The following is a 15,639-nucleotide window of genomic DNA, read 5'->3' as shown; positions in this document are numbered from 1 at the left end:
CAGGGGAGCCAAACCCTAACCAGCGCGGCCGGGGTGGATGTCCTGCAGGGCGTGCACCGGCAGCTGGGCGTTGCGCTGCAGGGAGCCGATCGCCTCCACGGCGGCGCGGGCGCCGGCCAGGGTCGTGACGGTGGGCACGGCGTAGTCGAGGGCGGCGCGCCGCAGATAGCGGTCGTCGTGGGCGGCCTGCCGGCCGATGGGGGTGTTGATGATCAGCTGGATCCGGCCCGAGCGGATCGCGTCCTCGATGTTGGGCCGGCCCTCGTGCACCTTGAGGATCGGCTCCACCTCCAGGCCTTCGGCCTGCAGGGCGGCGGCGGTGCCGCCGGTGGCGATCAGCGAGAAGCCCTGCTCGGCCAGCCGGCGGGCCACGGGCACCAGGGCCGGCTTGTCACGGTCGTGGGTGGAGAGGAACACGGTGCCGGCGGCGGGCAGGGCCTCGCTGGCCGCCAGCTCGGCCTTGGCGAAGGCCATGCCGAAACCGGCGGCGATGCCCATCACCTCGCCGGTGCTGCGCATCTCCGGCCCCAGCAGGGTGTCGGAGCCGGGGAAGCGCTTGAACGGCAGCACCGCCTCCTTCACCGTCTGCAGCGGCGGCACAGGCTCCTCGGTGAGGCCCAGCTCCGCCAGGGAGCGCCCGGCCATCACCAGGCTGGCCAGCTTGGCCAGGGGCACGCCGGTGGCCTTGGCCACGAACGGCACCGTGCGCGAGGCGCGGGGGTTGGCCTCGATGATGAACACGCGCTCGCCCTCCTTCGGATGGTGCTGCACGGCGAACTGCAGGTTGATCAGGCCACGCACCTCCAGGGCCAGGGCCAGTTTCTTGCTCCACTGGCGGATCGTGGCCAGGGCCCCCTCGCTCAGGCTCACGGTGGGCAGGCAGCAGGCCGAATCCCCCGAGTGGATGCCGGCGGGCTCGATGTGCTCCATCACCCCGCCGATCACCACCGTGCCGGTGGCGTCGCAGAGGGCGTCCACATCCACCTCCACGGCGTTCTCCAGGTACTGGTCGATCAGCACCGGGTGATCGGGCTCCACGGTCACCGCCTCGGCCATGTAGCGGTTGAGCTCGCTCTCATCGAACACCACCTCCATGGCGCGGCCCCCGAGCACATAGCTGGGGCGCACCACCACGGGATAGCCCACCCGGTCGGCCACGGCGCGGGCCTCGGCGTCGCTGCGGGCCAGGCCGTTGCGGGGCTGGCGGATCTCCAGCCGGCGCAGGATCGCCTCGAAGCGCTCCCGGTCCTCGGCGGAGTCGATCGATTCCGGGGACGTGCCCCAGATGCGGGTGCCGGTCGCCCGGCCCTCCGGCGACTCCAGCCAGCGCAGCAGCGGGATCGCCAGCTTCAGGGGCGTCTGGCCGCCGAACTGCACGATCACCCCCTCGGGCTTCTCGGCCTCGATCACGTTGAGCACGTCCTCGAGGGTGAGCGGCTCGAAGTAGAGGCGGTCCGAGGTGTCGTAGTCGGTCGACACCGTTTCCGGGTTGCTGTTCACCATCACCGTGGCGAAACCCGCGTCGCGCAGGGCGAAGGAGGCATGCACGCAGCAGTAGTCGAATTCAATGCCCTGGCCGATGCGGTTGGGGCCACCCCCCAGGATCATCACCTTGCGGCGGCTTTCGGGCTGCACCTCGTCCTCCGGGGGCGCCAGCTCCAGCTCACCGGCGGCGTTGATCCGCTCCAGCGGCCGCTCGTAGGTGGCGTAGTGGTAGGGGGTCCGGGAGGCGAATTCAGCCGCGCAGGTGTCCACGGTCTTGAACACGGCGTTGATGCCGAGGCCCTGGCGGTGGCGCCGCACGGCCAGCTCGTCGCTGCCGCTGGCCCAGGCGATCTGGCGGTCGGAGAAGCCCAGCTGCTTGAGCGCCAGCAGGGCGCCGGCATCGAGATCCGCCAGGCTGCGGCCGCGCAGCAGGCGCGTTTCAGCGTCGACGATGCCGCGCAGCTTGGCCAGGAACCAGGGATCGATCGCCGAAAGCCGGTGGATCTCGGCATCACTGCGGCCGGCCACCATGGCGGCCCGCACGGCGAAGATCCGCTCCGGGGTGGCGGTGCGCAGGGCCCGCTCCAGCTCGGTGGGATCCCAGGCGGGATCGGGGCGGTCGCAGCCCCAGCCGGCATGGCCGGTTTCCAGGGAGCGCAGCGCCTTCTGGAACGACTCCTCGAAGCAGCGGCCGATCGCCATCGCCTCACCCACCGACTTCATCGAGGTGGTGAGCACCGCCGGGCTGCCCTGGAACTTCTCGAAGGCGAAGCGCGGGATCTTCGTAACCACGTAGTCGATCGTGGGCTCGAAGCACGCCGGCGTGGCGCCGGTGATGTCGTTGACGATCTCGTCGAGGGTGTAGCCCACCGCCAGGCGGGCGGCGATCTTGGCGATCGGGAAGCCGGTGGCCTTGCTGGCCAGCGCCGAGCTGCGGCTCACCCGCGGGTTCATCTCGATCACGATCACGTCGCCGTTGGCGGGGTTGACCGCGAACTGGATGTTGCTGCCGCCGGTGTCGACGCCGATCTCGCGGATGATGGCGATCGCCTGGTCGCGCAGGCGCTGGTATTCGCGGTCGGTGAGGGTCTGGGCCGGGGCCACGGTGATCGAATCGCCCGTGTGCACCCCCATCGGGTCGAGGTTCTCGATGCTGCACACGATCACCACGTTGTCGGCGGTGTCGCGCATCACCTCCAGCTCGAACTCCTTCCAGCCCAGCAGCGACTGCTCGATCAGGATCTGGGAGACGGGGCTGGCCTCCAGGCCGCTCTTGCAGATCGCCTCGAATTCCTCGGGGTTGTAGGCGATGCCGCCGCCGCTGCCGCCCAGGGTGAAGGCGGGCCGGATGATGCGCGGGTAGCTGCCGATCGCCTCGCCCACGGCCAGGGCCTCATCGAGCGACTGGGCGATGCCGGAGGGGCACACGGCCACGCCGATGCGCTCCATCGCCTCCTTGAACAGCAGCCGGTCCTCGGCCTTCTGGATCGCCGCCAGGTTGGCGCCGATCAGCTCCACCCCGTACTGCTCGAGGGTGCCGTTCTCGGCCAGGGTCACGGCCAGGTTCAGCGCCGTCTGGCCGCCCATGGTGGGCAGCAGGGCGTCGGGCCGTTCGGTTTCGATCACCCGGGCCACCACGTCGGGGGTGAGCGGCTCGATGTAGGTGCGATCCGCCATGTCCGGATCGGTCATGATCGAGGCTGGATTGCTGTTCACCAGCACCACCTCGTAGCCCTCGGCCCGCAGGGCCTTGCAGGCCTGGGTGCCGGAGTAGTCGAATTCGCAGGCCTGGCCGATCACGATCGGCCCCGATCCCAGCAGCAGGATGCGACGCAGGTCCGTGCGGCGGGGCATGGGCGAGGGCTGGCCAAACCGGCCCAGCCTGGCACGATCGCCCGCGCCGCAAGGTGGCGCGGGACTCGGGCTCCCCGTTCCGGGTCGCTAACGTGGTCGGGTTGTATCCCCCGCGTCCATGAGCGAGCTCCAGCGCCTCAAGGGGCTGCTGCCACCGGAAATGCAGAGCTGGGTGTTCGTGGAAGCCGCGGCCTCGGTCGATCCCCCCCTGATCACCATCGAGGAGATCGGCCGCGATGAGATCGAGATCCAGGTGGATCTGGAGACCTGGGACGGCCTGGCGCTCGACCATCGCAACCTCCTCTTCTGGCACGAGGTGGGCCGGATCCAGAACGATGCCGTGCCCCGTGACGGCTGGGAGATGGCCGCGCTGGCCATCGGTCTGGGCGGTGCCATCGGCGAGCTCTGGGTGCAGGACGGCCTCCTGCTGCTGATGGCCCTGGGGCTCTCGGGCTTCGCCGGCTACCGCCTCTACCTCAAGAACAATTCCGAGAAGCGCCTGGCCGATGCCATCGCCGCCGACGAGCGGGCGATCGATCTGGCCTGCCGCTTCGGCTACACCCTGCCCAACGCCTACAAGAGCCTGGGCGGCGCCCTCAAGGAACTGGCCGAGCAGACCCGCAAGAAGAAGAAGCGGGCCTTCTACGACGACCGCCTCGAGGCCCTGCGCAAGAGCGCCAGCCGCGCCCGCGCCGAGATGGCCCAGCAGCAGGGCTCCCGCCAGTCCGTCACCAGCGAGAACGTCTATGGCTGAGGCGCCCGCCGCCGGCCGGCCCGATCCGGCCAGCGCCGCCCTGGCCAGGCTGGCGGCCGAGGCCTGCGACGACCGCAAGGCCGTGGACATCCGCCTGATCCGGGTGGACGAGGTGAGCACCCTGGCCGACTGGTTCGTGATCTGCTCGGGCCTGTCCGACGTGCAGGTGCGCGCCATCGCCCGCTCGGTGGAGGAGCGCATCGAGGAGGAGACCGGGCGCCTGCCGCTGCGGCGGGAGGGCCAGGCCGAGGGCCGCTGGGTGCTGCTGGATTACGGCGAGCTGATCGTGCACGTGCTCATGCCCCAGGAGCGGGAGTATTACGACCTGGAGTCGTTCTGGGGCCACGGCCAGCAGGAGCGCTACCTAGGCTCCGCCCAGGCCACCAGCAGCTGAGCCCATGGGGGACGCCCCCGGCACCACTGGCCCCGGCACCACCGGTGACTTTCCCGGCGCCCCGGCCGATTCCTGTCCCGTGCCTGCTGCCCAGAGGCCCCTGCAGCAATACCAGGAACTGCGCGACTCCTGGTTCTTCGCCTGGCCCGCCGGCAGCACCGCCGGCCTGCTGCGCCCCCTGGCCCTGAGCTGGCTGCTGATCCTGCCGCTCACCGTGCTGGTGGGCAGCGGCAGCTGGGTGTTGCGCCACCACCCCGTGCAGATGGTGCTCGCCGGGGCGGTGGCGGCCATCGTCCTGCCCACCCTGATGCTGCTGCGCCAGTGGCTGGGCTGGCGCAGCATCCACCAGCGGCTGATGAGCGAGCGGGTGGAATACGAGGAATCCGGCTGGTACGACGGCCAGGTGTGGGAGAAACCCCTGAGCTGGCGTCAGCAGGATCTGCTGGTGGCCCGCCACCAGGTGCGGCCGGTGCTGGCCCGGCTGCAGCGGGCCATGGCCGGCGCCTCCGGCCTGATGGCGCTGGGCGGAGCCCTGCTGCTGGGAACCCAGCTCTGGCAGGCTCGGTGAACGTCGGCTGCCGGCCCTGCCCATGAGCCTCTCCTCCAGCTTCGGTGCCGCCACCCGCACCGACATCCCGCCGCTGGAGGTGCGGCTGTTGCGCGAGGGCATCCCCGAGTCGCACCACCGGGTGCACGCGGCCGTGAGCGACGCCCGCGGCCGCGTGCTGATGCGTGCCGGCGACCCCCAGCGGCTGAGCTTCGTGCGCTCGGCGCTCAAACCCTTCCAGGCCACCGCCTTCGTGGCCAGCGGCGCCGCCGACCAGGGCCAGGTGGGCACCAGGGGCCTGGCGATCGCCTGCGCCTCCCATGCGGGCACGCCCGAACACGCCCGCGAGGCCTTCAAGCTGCTCTGGAGCGCCGAGCTGGAGCCCGACCAGCTGCAGTGCCCCGTGCCGGACGGGTGCACCAGTCCGCTGGAGCACAACTGCTCGGGCAAGCACGCGGCCTTTCTGGCCACCTGCCGTCGCCTGGGCTGGAGCACCGAGAGCTACCTGCAGGTGGACCACCCCCTGCAGCGGGAGGTGCTCAAGCGTGTGGCCGAGTTTCTAGGCCTGCCGGCGGCCGAGCTGGTGACCGCCCGGGACGACTGCGGCGCCCCCACCCTGCGCCTGCGGCTCGCGCAGATGGCCCTGCTGTTCGCGCACCTGGGCGCCGGCGAGCAGCCCGATCTGGAGCGCCTCAACCGCGCCATGCTGGCCCACCCCGACCTGGTGGCCGGCGAGGGGCGCTTCGACACCGAGCTGATGCGCCGCGGCCACGGCCAGGTGCTCAGCAAGGGCGGCGCCGAGGGCATCCAGTGCCTCAGCCGCGTGGGCGAGGGGCTGGGCGTGGCGATCAAGGTGGAGGACGGCGCCGCCCGGGCCAAACATGCCGTGGCCCTGCACCTGCTGGAGCAGCTCGACTGGCTCACGCCCCTCACCCTCGAGGAGCTGCGCCAGCGCTTCCTGGTGCCGGCCCCGCACCTGCGGCTGGAGGTGCTCGGCGAGCTGCGCTTCGACTGAACCGGCAGCGCAGCTGCGCCGTGGGCGGGGCCGCCCACGCAGCGGTAGCGGGGGACACCTCGCTGGTATGATTCACCAGCCGCCGCGGGGTAGAGCAGCCTGGTAGCTCGTCGGGCTCATAACCCGAAGGTCGCGAGTTCAAATCTCGCCCCCGCCACCACTTACCTCCACCCCGGCAGCACCGCTGTCGGGGTTTTTTGCTGGCTGCGCAGCCCGGATGCCAGCCTCTCCAGCTGAGACAACGTCAGCCATGGCTCCAGATTCAGCCGCGGCGTCGGACCAGGCCCCACCCCCCGACGCGATCGTGGTGGGTTCGGGAGCCACCGGCGGCGTGGCGGCCATGGCGCTGGCGGAGGCCGGGCTGCGGGTGCTGGTGCTGGAGGCGGGGCCGCGGCTGCAGCCTGAGCGGGCCTTCGGCAGCGAACCGCTCAACAGCCTGCGCCGCGTCGCCAACCTGGCCAGCGGCAAGCAGCGGCTGCAGCGCCACCATCCGGGGTTCTGGAAGCAGAACCCGGAGCTGTTCGTCGACGAGCGCCGCAACCCCTACACCACGCCGGCGGACCGGCCCTTCCTCTGGACGCGGGGCCGCCAGGTGGGCGGCCGCAGCCTCACCTGGGGCGGCATCACCCTGCGGCTGAGCGACTACGAATTCAGGGCCGGCGAGGGTGATGGCCAGAGCCCCGGCTGGCCGATCAGCGGCGCCGATCTGGCCCCGTACTACGACCGGCTGGAAGCCCTGCTGGGGGTGCACGGTGCGGCCGACGGCCTGCCCCAGCTGCCCGACGGCCGCTACGCCCCGCCGCTGCCCTTCACCCCCGGCGAACGCCGGCTGGCGGTGGCGGTGCGTGAGCAACTGGGGCTGCCCTTCATCCACTCCCGCGGCGTGCGCCTGCACCGGGGCCGGCACTGGCCCCGCTCCGCCAGCCCCGGCAGCAGCCTGGCGCGGGCCCTGGCCACGGGCCGCACCCAGCTGCGCAGCGAGGTGGTGGTGAGCCATGTGCTGCTCCATCGCGACCAGCGGCGGGTGCGCGGGGTGGTGGTGGTGGACGGGCGCAGCGGCGGCCGGGAGCTGCTCGAAGCCCCCCTGGTGGTGCTCTGCGCCTCCACGATCGAGACCCTGCGCGTGCTGCTGCACTCCGAGGAGCGCCAGCGCGCCGGTGGCCTGGTGGATCCCGGCGCGGGCCTGGGCCGCCACCTGATGGACCACGTCTCCACCAGCCGCTTCTTCTCCCTGCCCGGGGTGGAGGCGCCGGCGCAGCCGGCGGAACTCTCCGGTGCCGGCAGCTGCTTCATCCCCAACAGCGTCAACCTGGAGCACTCCGGCGCCGAGGGATTCCATCGCGGCTACGGGCTGTGGGCGGCGGTGCAGCGCTTCGATCCACCCCGGCTGCTGCAGCGACGGCCCGATGAGGCCAGTGGCTTTCTGATCGGCCATGGCGAGGTGCTGCCCCATCCCGACAATCGGGTCACGCTTGAGTCCGACCGGGTCGACGCCTGGGGGCTGCCCGTTCCCCACATCGCCATGGCCTGGGGGGAGAACGAACGGGCCATGGTGCGGCACATGCAGGCGCGCATGGATGCGGTGGTGGCGGCGGCCGGAGGGACCATCCGGCCGGTGGAGGAGCTGTTCGTGCTGCCGCTGCTGGAGCCCTGGATCCGCAACAGCCACGCCGTCAGCCCGGAGGCGCCGCCCCCCGGCTACTACATCCACGAGCTGGGCGGGGCACCCATGGCCGCCAGGCCGGAGGCCGGGGTGGTGAACCGCTGGAACCAGTGCTGGCAGGCGCCCAACCTGCTGGTGGTGGACGGGGCCTGCTGGCCCAGCGCCGGCTGGCAGAGCCCCACCCTCACCCTGATGGCGATCGCCTGGCGGGCCTGCGCCGCCGCCGCCGAACGGCTGCGGCGCGGGGATGGTCACCGCCTGGAGGATGCGGGCGGCGTCAGCGCTCCCTGACGGCAACCCGGTTCCGGTGTCGGTGGCCACAAACCACCCCGGGGGTGGTGCGCACAATGGCGAGGCGACCTTTCAACGGGTCGGGCAAGGGAGAACACGAGCGGGGGATGGCTCCCCCGCTTTTTTCTTGCCTCGCCGCAGCGCCGGCCTCAGCGCAGGAAGAGGCCGTTGAGGTAGTGCTGCTGCACGCAGGGGTCCTTGCAGCCGTGCTGGAAGAGAAAACCGGCCAGGGCGGAGGTGACCAGCCGGTACTGATCCCACTGGGGGTGCTGGTCGATGAAGCGGCGCATGCCCTCGAACAGCACCTCCGGAACCTCGGCCTCGAGGCTGATGGCCACGTCGGGGGTGGGCTCGGGCATCGGCGGTCCGTCCTGGGGAGGCCCCAGTACGCCACAGCCCCGGGGGGGTCGTCAAAACCGCGGCGCGACCGCGGACTCATCCCTGTCATCCCTGAGACTGGCTGCGGCATCAGGGTTCAGGGCAGGCGGGGTAGAAGCCGGGAGCGGCGCAAAGCCGCGCCCCGGGGCTGTCAAGGCCGAGGAGGCCAGGGGCCGGCTTTCCCCAGCCCGGGCGCCGCCACCGGCCCGCTGGATCGGTCGCCTGGGGAAAAGTCCCTGCACCACCGGGGAAAACGCCGCCGACATGGGGAAATCCAGAAATGATCAGCAGACCTGATCATTGGTGTGCGGTCGCCGCCGGCCAGGGCAGCGAGACGGGCGAACAGCCGCAGCGCACGGCGGCACCGGCCAGGCGGCGCTGCCTGGGCCGGGCAGGCGAGGATGGCGGAATGGCCCTACGCCTTCCCCCCTTCCAGCCGCTCCCTCCTCCCCCCGACGACGAGCTCCTGCTGGAGGTGCCGATCGCCAGCCTCCAGCCCACCCAGCTGTGCGTGGGGCTGGCCGAGGTGCGCAGCCGCCAGGCCGACTTCCGCACCGAGACCTCCCGGGAGCGGCGCGACTACCTCGGCAGCAAGCCCGTGCCCCTGGTCCGCAGCGCTGACGGCGCCCTGTGGATGGTGGACCGCCATCACCGCCTGCGGGCCCTGCTGGAACTGATGCCGGAGGCCACCGCCTTCGGCTACGTCGCCCTGCAGCTGGAGAGCGACGACCGCGGTGCCGTGCTGGCGGAGCTGCAGCGCCGGGGCTGGCTGTACCTCTACGACGGCCGCGGGCTCGGTCCGCTGCACCCCGAGGCGCTGCCGCAGACGTTGCTGGGGCTGCAGGACGACCCCTACCGCAGCCTGGTGTGGAAGCTCAAGCGCGAAGGGGTGGTGCAGCCGGCCCCCCTGATCCCCTTCCATGAGTTCCGCTGGGGCGCCTGGCTGCGTCGGCGGCCCCTGCCGCCCTTCAGTTCGGCCCGCCTGGAGCCGGCCCTGCCCTCGGCCCGGGCGCTGGCCCGTTCCACGGCCGCCTCCCATCTGGCCGGCTGGACCGGCCTGCGCTGAGCCCCAGGACGATCCTCTCCGGCCCAGCCAAGCTGGGCGGATCTCGCCCCCCGCCGGCTTGACCGCCTTTCTCGCCGACAACCCCCTGGCGCTGTTCGCCCTGCTGCTGGGGCTGAGCATGCTCGTGCCACCCTTGATCCGGCGATTGGGGCTGCCCGACCTGGTGGGCCTGCTGGTGGCGGGGGTGCTGATCGGCCCCCACGCCCTGGGCTGGGTGAGCCCCGGCAGCGAGATCGTGCGCCTGTTCGCCGACCTGGGCGTGGTGTATCTGCTGTTCATCGCCGGGCTGGAGATCGACCTGGTGGAGTTCGCCCGCATCCGCCAGCGCTCGCTGCGCTTCGGCCTGCTCACCTTCGCCCTGCCGCTGATCACGGGACTGCTGCTGGGGCTGGGCTTCGGCTACTCCCTGCTCAGCAGCGTGCTGCTGGGCTCGATCCTCTCGTCCCACACGCCCCTGGGCTACCCGATCGTGCGCGGCTACGGGGAGGTGCGCGAGGAGTCGGTGGTGGTGGCCATCGGCGGCACGATCTTCACCGACATCGCTGCGCTGGTGCTGCTGGCCCTGTGCATGGGGCTGCACCGGGGCGAGGCCTCGCCGCTGGAGCTGGTGGCCCTGCCGCTGCGGGTGATGCTGTTCGGCGGGCTGGTGCTGGTGCTGACGCGGCGCCTGGGCCGGCTGCTGGTGAAGCGCAGCGTGAACAACGACAGCCAGCTGTTCCTGGCGGTGCTGATGGCCCTGTTCCTGGCCGCCATGGGGGCGGAGCTGGCCGGGGTGGAGAAGATCGTCGGCGCCTTCCTGGCCGGTCTGGCCGTGAACGGCGTGCTGCCGGAGGGGCGGGTGAAGGAGCAGGTGATCTTCGTGGGGGCGGCCCTGTTCATCCCCTTCTTCTTCATCAGCCTCGGCCTGCTGCTCAACCTGCCTGCCTTCGCCGGCACGCTCACCGGCTCGCCCTTCGCCCTGCTGCTGATCGGCGGGCTGATCGCCTCGAAGGGGCTGGCCTCCTGGTGGGCCGGCCGGCTCTATGCCTACAACAGGCCCCAGGTGCTCACCCTCTGGTCGCTCTCCATTCCCCAGGTGGCGGCCACCCTGGCGGCCACCTTCGTGGGCTTCCGCGCCGGTCTGCTGGACGAGACGGTGCTCAACAGCGTGCTGGCGATGATGGTGGTCACCGCTACCCTGGGGCCCTATCTCACTGCGGTGGCCATGCCCCGGCTGGGGCGGGCGAAGGCGGACCGGCTCACCATCGCCGAGGGCGGCCAGCGGGCCCTGGTGCGCCGCGCCCTGCGCGTGCTGGTGCCGGTGTCCAATCCCGACACCGAAGCCTCCCTGATGGAGCTGGCCCGGCTGCTCACCGGCGGCGACGCCGACCAGTCCGGCCTGCTGCTGCCGCTGGCGGTGGTGTCGCCGCGGCAGGCGGAGGCGGGAGGCCAGAGTCTGCCCGCCCTGGCCAGCGCGATCGCCAAGGCCCGTGGCCTGCTGCAGCGCGCCGAGGCGATCGCCGGCACCTGGCGGGTGCCCTGCCGTGCGCTGCTGCGGGTGGATCCGGACGTGGCCGGTGGCATCGCCCTGGTGGCGGTGGAGCAGGCCAGCGATCTGGTGCTGATGGGGATGACACCGCCCAGCGGCCTGGACCGCTGGCTCTTCGGCGACCTGGTGGACGCCACCTGCCGGCAGGCTCCCTGCCCCGTGGTGGTGGCCCACCTGCCCCGCCCGCCCGCGGAGCTGCGCCGCCTGCTGGTGCCGATCAAGGACCTCACCGCGGGGGCCATGGAGCAGTTCCAGCTGGCCCACCGCCTGGCCATGGCGCTGGGGGGCTCGATCACGCTGCTGCACCTGCACGATCCGCGCCTGAGCCGCCAGGAGCGGCAGCAACTGGAGCTGGAGCTGGGGCAGTGGCAACCCGCCGGCTCCTCCGCCGGCGGGAGTGGGGCTGCAGCGCCGGTGCCGCTCGAGATCGTGCTGCGCAGCCAGCAGGGCGTGGAGAGCGCGATCGAGGCCGCCAGCAGGAGCCACGACCTGGTGATCCTGCGCTCCCAGCGGCGTCTGGTGGCCGGTCTGCCGATACCCGCCAGCGATCTCACCAGCCGGCTGCTGCGCCACCTCGGCACACCCACGCTGGTGATCAGCGATCCGCTGCACTGAAACCCTGCGGCCCTACGAACGGGGCCCCGCGGCCCATGGCTGTCAGGGACCTCCCGCTGGACTAAACCGGGGTGGGACGCTGGTGCCGCGATGACCTACCGACAGTTGCTCGTGCCCACCGACGGCTCGGAGATCTCAGGCCGGGCGGTGGCGCAGGCCGTGGATCTGGCCGCGGCGCTCGGGGCCCGGGTGCGGTTCCTGCACGTGCAGAACAACTACCCGATCAGCCTGGTGGGCGTGGGCGAGATGGTGGAGGCCAGCACCATCGAGGCCCTGGTGGAGGCAGCCTCCAGGCGGGCCGAGGCGATCCTGCAGGACGCGATGGCCACGGCCGCCAAGGCCGGCGTGGAGGCGGAACAGGTGGTGCTGATGAATCCGCTGCCCCACAGGGCCATCCTCGAAGAGGCCAGCGCCGCCGGCTGCGACCTGATCGTGATGGGGTCCCACGGGCGGCGGGGGCTGGAAGGGCTGCTGATCGGCAGCGAGACCCAGCGGGTGCTGCTCGCCAGCACCTGCCCGGTGCTGGTGGTTCGCTGAGGCGTCGGAGGCAGCATCCGTGAGCGATCCCGCCCTGGCGGCCTTCGGTTCCAGCTTCGGCGCCATCACCCTGGCCGAGCTGGGTGACAAGACCTTCTTCATGGCCCTGATCCTGGCGACGCGCCATCAGCGCCGCTGGGTGTTTCTGGGCAGTTTCGTGGCCCTGGCCCTGGTCACCCTGCTGTCGCTGGGCGTGGGCTTCGGGCTGCGCGAGCTGCTGCCGGAAGCCCTGCTGCCCTGGCTGGCGGCCGTGCTGTTCCTGGGCTTCGGCGTCAAGCTGCTGCTGGAGGCCCAGTCCCTGGGGCGTGATGCCGCCCAGGACGAAGCCGTGGAGGCCGAGCAGGCGGTGAACGCCGCCGAGCGCCGCCGGGTGATCAGCCGCCCCTGGCCGGTCACCTGGGAAGCCTTCAGCCTGGTGTTCATCGCCGAGATGGGCGACCGCACCCAGTTCGCCACGGTCGTGCTGGCGGCGGCGCCCACCTTCACCTTCCCGGGGCTGGTGGCCGGCACCCTGGCCGGCCATGCCCTGGTGACGGGACTGGCGGTGGGAGCGGGCCGCTGGATCGGCCAGCGGGTGGATGAACGGCTGCTCTACCGCCTCAGCGGCGGCCTGTTCCTGCTGTTCGGTCTGGCGGCCCTGGGGCAGGCTCTGGGCTGACCCCTACGCTGCCTGCCAGCGACACGAGACCCGGCGGTGGCCAAGGACGAGATCAGCAGAGCCGATGAGCTGCAGGGGCTGGGCTGGGCACCCGAGGACGTGCGCCGCTACGCCGAGCTCTGGGACTACCGCCACCGCTGGGGCGCCATCAACCTCGAACCCGAGGACCGGGCCTTCCTGCGCAGGGCCGAGGCGGCCCTGCCCAAGCGCCCCACCGGGGGCAAGGGTGGGATGAAGAAGACCATCCAGGAGAAATCCCACTACCGCTGGCTGGCCTTCCACCTGGAGGCGATGCGCGCCAGCCCCCAGGAGCAGGGGCTGGCGGAGGGCGAGCAGGGGGCCTGGCCGGTCCTGCTGGAGGAGGAGCTGCGGCTGCTGGAGGAGCTGCAGCCGGTGCTGGGTCTGCCCGACACCCTCAAGGCCCGGGATCTGGTGGCCGTGCGGGAGGAGCTGGTGGCCGCGGCGACCGCCGGGGGCCGCACCCTGGAGTACGACTTCAACGCGCCGCTGGAGGACCTCCGGCAGCGCGAGAGCAGCAGCTGGAAACCGCTGCGCGGTGAGGGCAACGCCGACGGCAGCTACCCGGTGCTGGGCGCCGAGGCCGCGGCGGAGTTCCGCAGCCGCGTGGCGGCGGAACTGGGCGAGCGCATGCGCGCCACGTTCCCCTCCCTGCAGAGCTAGGCAACCGCGCTAGCGGCTGGCCCGCAGCAGCAGGCTGGCCAGCACGATGCCGACAGCGGCCACGGCGGCCATCGGCAGAAAGGCGCTGGTGTAGCAGCCGAACCAGTCGCGCAGCTGACCGGTGATCAGGGTGCCGAGCAGGGCACCGGCCCCGTAGGCGGTGAACACCAGCCCGTAGGTCTGGGCATAGCGCTGCGGGTCGAAGCAGCGCAGGGTGGTGGCCGGCGCGATCGCCAGCCAGCCGCCGAGGCTGGCCCAGAACAGACTGAACGCCACCAGATACGTGAGCAGGTCGCCTTCACCGGCGCCCGCCATCATCAGGCTGCCCACCAGCACCAGCAGGTAGGCCAGGGTGGCCACCTGCCAGGGGCGAAGGCGGTCGCAGAGCCAGCCGAACAGCGGCCGGCTGGCGCCGTTGAACACCGCGAACAGGGAGATGCAGGCCGCCGCCGTGGCCGGATCGATGGCGATCACCTCCAGCCCCACGGGACTGGAGATGCCGATGGCGCTCAGGCCCAGCAGGGCGCCGAGCCCGTAGCACAGCCACAGCCCCCCGAACGTTCTGCTGCGCAGGGGCAAAGCGGCTGCGGCGGGTGCGGTGATGGCCGAGGCGGACGCCTGGCCAGCCGCGGCGGCGGACCGGTCCCGGCGCCGGGTTGCCGGTGGCGGCTGCCAGCCGGCCGGCGGCAGGACCATGGTCAGGGCCACGGTCACCATCAGCATCAGGAAGGCCACGCCCAGCAGCTGCAGGGTGCTGCCCAGACCCTGGGTGGCGATCAGCCGATGGGCCAGCGGGGCGGTGATCAGCGGCGAGAGCCCGAAGCCGAGCACCACGAGCCCCATCGCCAGGCCCTGCCGATCGGGAAACCAGCGCGCCGCCACGGCCAGGGGCACCCCGTAGGCCAGGCCCACACCGCTGCCCACGATCACGCCGTAGGAGAGCACCAGCTGGCCGAGGGACTGGCTGCGGCTGGCCAGCAGATAGCCCAGCGCCATCACCGCGCCACCGACGAGCATCACGCGGCGAGGGCCCAGCCGCGGCATCAGCTGGCCACCCGCCGGCATCAGCAGGGCGAAGCAGAGCAGCGCCACCGTGTAGGGCAGCATGCTCTGGGTGGCCCCGAGGCTCAGGGCCTTCTCCAGGGGCTGGCGGAAGACGCTCCAGGCGTAGACGGTGCCCATGCACAGGTGGGCCACCGTGCCGAGCGGCAGCAGCAGCCAGCGGCCGGTGGCCGCCGGCAGGCCGAACAGGCGGTTCCGGCCGCTGCCAGCGGCGGCCATGGCAGGCAGGGATTCCGCTTCCGATGCGAACGATCCCATCGCGGCGAACCCCTCTGCCCGGACCGTAGGCATGGGGCTCGCCGCTCACCACGCCCGGAGAGCATCCGCTGACGGACGGCCCTCGGGGCTCAGCCCTGGGCGCCGGTGCTGAGCATCGCGGCGGCGGTCCAGAGCACGAGGCCGGTGAGGATGAAGCCACCGGTGGCCACGATGCCCTGCCAGAGGCTGCGCACCTGGGGGGTGGGCTGGCCCGCCAGCCAGGCCGGCCGCGGCACGCCCACGGTCCAGGGAGAGCCGCCGGCCGGAGCGCGCCGGGCGGTCACGTCACGCCAGTAGGCGTCGTAGCGCGGGGCCTGCTGGTTGAAGGGCATGGTGCCCACGGCCCGGCCAGCCAGCACCCGCGAGCGCTGGTAAGGAACCTGGTCTTCGCCGAAGGCTTCCAGGTATTCCGGGGAATCGAGCAGGGCGTCCACGAAGGCCGGCAATCCCTGTTCGGCGATCACGATCGACCAGCGGATGCGCTCCTGTTCGCCATACACAGGCCGGCCCAGCACGCGGCCGACGATCTGCTCGACGACGCGGTAGTTGCTGTTGCAGCGGTAGAAGTCGTTGCGGAACTTGTCGGAGAGCAGCAGACCGCGGATGAAGCCACGCACGCTGATCTGACCGCTGCGCAGGCGCATCTCCAGCACCGGATCCCGATCCACGCTGAAGGCATGGAAGAAGATCTGGCGGTAGGCCTGCTCCATCAGGCCGTCGCTGGCCTCGGTGCCTCCCGCCAGGCTGGCCCCCGCCTGGCGGGGGGTTTCGTCACCCGCGGGCAGGAAGCTGGCCACACGGGCGTTGATCGCCGTCGGACGGCTGTCGAGCAGGGGCAGGGACATGGAATGGC

14 protein-coding genes and 1 tRNA gene are annotated in these 15,639 nt (G+C 71.9%); 11 read left to right on the top strand and 4 right to left on the bottom strand.

What is annotated here, in order from left to right:
- Nucleotides 1-15: 15 nt before the first annotated feature.
- Nucleotides 16-3,339 carry a carbamoyl-phosphate synthase large subunit gene (gene carB / locus KBY90_RS11165; protein WP_254968716.1) on the bottom strand — a complete coding sequence of 1,108 codons (3,324 nt, stop codon included), beginning with the start codon at nucleotides 3,337-3,339 and terminating at the stop codon, nucleotides 16-18.
- 118 nt (nucleotides 3,340-3,457) lie between these two features.
- Here carB and KBY90_RS11160 point away from each other — a divergent pair, with 118 nt between their 5' ends.
- From KBY90_RS11160 to KBY90_RS11135, 6 genes are all read left to right on the top strand, one after another.
- The gene (locus KBY90_RS11160) at nucleotides 3,458-4,093 is read left to right on the top strand and encodes a DUF3318 domain-containing protein (RefSeq protein ID WP_254968715.1); all 636 of its coding nucleotides are present in this window, start codon (nucleotides 3,458-3,460) and stop codon (nucleotides 4,091-4,093) included.
- On the top strand, nucleotides 4,086-4,487 hold the full coding sequence (rsfS, locus tag KBY90_RS11155; RefSeq protein ID WP_254968714.1) for a ribosome silencing factor: 402 nt from the start codon (nucleotides 4,086-4,088) through the stop codon (nucleotides 4,485-4,487). Before KBY90_RS11160 ends, rsfS begins: the two co-directional genes overlap by 8 nt.
- A gap of 4 nt (nucleotides 4,488-4,491) precedes the next feature.
- On the top strand, nucleotides 4,492-5,055 hold the full coding sequence (locus tag KBY90_RS11150; protein ID WP_254968713.1) for a CGLD27 family protein: 564 nt from the start codon (nucleotides 4,492-4,494) through the stop codon (nucleotides 5,053-5,055).
- A gap of 22 nt (nucleotides 5,056-5,077) precedes the next feature.
- Nucleotides 5,078-6,049: an asparaginase gene (locus tag KBY90_RS11145; protein ID WP_254968712.1), complete on the top strand. Its 972-nt coding sequence runs from the start codon at nucleotides 5,078-5,080 to the stop codon at nucleotides 6,047-6,049.
- Between the two features lie 83 nt (nucleotides 6,050-6,132).
- Nucleotides 6,133-6,209 (top strand) — tRNA-Met (locus KBY90_RS11140).
- 90 nt (nucleotides 6,210-6,299) lie between these two features.
- Nucleotides 6,300-8,003 (top strand): GMC oxidoreductase, encoded by a 1,704-nt coding sequence (locus KBY90_RS11135; protein WP_254968711.1) that lies wholly within the window; start codon nucleotides 6,300-6,302, stop codon nucleotides 8,001-8,003.
- A 149-nt stretch (nucleotides 8,004-8,152) separates the two neighbouring features.
- On the opposite strand, the gene KBY90_RS11130 is transcribed toward KBY90_RS11135, so the two are convergent.
- Nucleotides 8,153-8,362, bottom strand: coding sequence for a DUF2811 domain-containing protein (locus KBY90_RS11130; protein WP_254968709.1), 210 nt, complete (start codon nucleotides 8,360-8,362; stop codon nucleotides 8,153-8,155).
- A gap of 428 nt (nucleotides 8,363-8,790) precedes the next feature.
- On the opposite strand from KBY90_RS11130, the gene KBY90_RS11125 reads away from it, so the two are divergent.
- From KBY90_RS11125 to KBY90_RS11105, 5 genes are all read left to right on the top strand, one after another.
- Nucleotides 8,791-9,447 carry a ParB-like protein gene (locus tag KBY90_RS11125; RefSeq protein WP_254968708.1) on the top strand — a complete coding sequence of 219 codons (657 nt, stop codon included), beginning with the start codon at nucleotides 8,791-8,793 and terminating at the stop codon, nucleotides 9,445-9,447.
- Nucleotides 9,448-9,505: 58 nt separating this feature from the next.
- The gene (locus tag KBY90_RS11120) at nucleotides 9,506-11,590 is read left to right on the top strand and encodes a cation:proton antiporter (protein WP_254968707.1); all 2,085 of its coding nucleotides are present in this window, start codon (nucleotides 9,506-9,508) and stop codon (nucleotides 11,588-11,590) included.
- 90 nt (nucleotides 11,591-11,680) lie between these two features.
- The gene (locus tag KBY90_RS11115) at nucleotides 11,681-12,127 is read left to right on the top strand and encodes a universal stress protein (protein ID WP_254968706.1); all 447 of its coding nucleotides are present in this window, start codon (nucleotides 11,681-11,683) and stop codon (nucleotides 12,125-12,127) included.
- Between the two features lie 19 nt (nucleotides 12,128-12,146).
- The gene (locus tag KBY90_RS11110; protein ID WP_254968705.1) at nucleotides 12,147-12,785 is read left to right on the top strand and encodes a TMEM165/GDT1 family protein; all 639 of its coding nucleotides are present in this window, start codon (nucleotides 12,147-12,149) and stop codon (nucleotides 12,783-12,785) included.
- Nucleotides 12,786-12,821: 36 nt separating this feature from the next.
- Nucleotides 12,822-13,466 carry a hypothetical protein gene (locus KBY90_RS11105; RefSeq protein WP_254968704.1) on the top strand — a complete coding sequence of 215 codons (645 nt, stop codon included), beginning with the start codon at nucleotides 12,822-12,824 and terminating at the stop codon, nucleotides 13,464-13,466.
- Between the two features lie 9 nt (nucleotides 13,467-13,475).
- Here KBY90_RS11105 and KBY90_RS11100 read toward each other — a convergent pair whose 3' ends face one another.
- Nucleotides 13,476-14,747: an OFA family MFS transporter gene (locus KBY90_RS11100; protein ID WP_254968703.1), complete on the bottom strand. Its 1,272-nt coding sequence runs from the start codon at nucleotides 14,745-14,747 to the stop codon at nucleotides 13,476-13,478.
- 128 nt (nucleotides 14,748-14,875) lie between these two features.
- Complete coding sequence (locus tag KBY90_RS11095) at nucleotides 14,876-15,631, bottom strand: phycobilisome rod-core linker polypeptide (RefSeq protein ID WP_254968702.1); 756 nt, start codon at nucleotides 15,629-15,631, stop codon at nucleotides 14,876-14,878.
- Nucleotides 15,632-15,639 lie beyond the last annotated feature (8 nt).

Source organism: Cyanobium sp. CH-040 (assembly GCF_024346135.1).
GTDB lineage: Bacteria > Cyanobacteriota > Cyanobacteriia > PCC-6307 > Cyanobiaceae > NIES-981.
The sequence above is the reverse complement of the archived record's forward strand: the minus strand, read 5'-3'. Positions and strand labels throughout refer to the sequence as shown.

Excerpts from the sequence above, each read along its gene's own strand:
- carB (WP_254968716.1), bottom strand. The coding sequence starts at position 3,339 with ATGCCCCGCCGCACGGACCTGCGTCGCATCCTGCTGCTGGGATCGGGG.
- KBY90_RS11160 (WP_254968715.1), top strand. The coding sequence starts at position 3,458 with ATGAGCGAGCTCCAGCGCCTCAAGGGGCTGCTGCCACCGGAAATGCAG.
- rsfS (WP_254968714.1), top strand. The coding sequence starts at position 4,086 with ATGGCTGAGGCGCCCGCCGCCGGCCGGCCCGATCCGGCCAGCGCCGCC.
- KBY90_RS11150 (WP_254968713.1), top strand. The coding sequence starts at position 4,492 with ATGGGGGACGCCCCCGGCACCACTGGCCCCGGCACCACCGGTGACTTT.
- KBY90_RS11145 (WP_254968712.1), top strand. The coding sequence starts at position 5,078 with ATGAGCCTCTCCTCCAGCTTCGGTGCCGCCACCCGCACCGACATCCCG.
- KBY90_RS11135 (WP_254968711.1), top strand. The coding sequence starts at position 6,300 with ATGGCTCCAGATTCAGCCGCGGCGTCGGACCAGGCCCCACCCCCCGAC.
- KBY90_RS11130 (WP_254968709.1), bottom strand. The coding sequence starts at position 8,362 with ATGCCCGAGCCCACCCCCGACGTGGCCATCAGCCTCGAGGCCGAGGTT.
- KBY90_RS11125 (WP_254968708.1), top strand. The coding sequence starts at position 8,791 with ATGGCCCTACGCCTTCCCCCCTTCCAGCCGCTCCCTCCTCCCCCCGAC.
- KBY90_RS11115 (WP_254968706.1), top strand. The coding sequence starts at position 11,681 with ATGACCTACCGACAGTTGCTCGTGCCCACCGACGGCTCGGAGATCTCA.
- KBY90_RS11100 (WP_254968703.1), bottom strand. The coding sequence starts at position 14,747 with ATGGCCGCCGCTGGCAGCGGCCGGAACCGCCTGTTCGGCCTGCCGGCG.
- KBY90_RS11095 (WP_254968702.1), bottom strand. The coding sequence starts at position 15,631 with ATGTCCCTGCCCCTGCTCGACAGCCGTCCGACGGCGATCAACGCCCGT.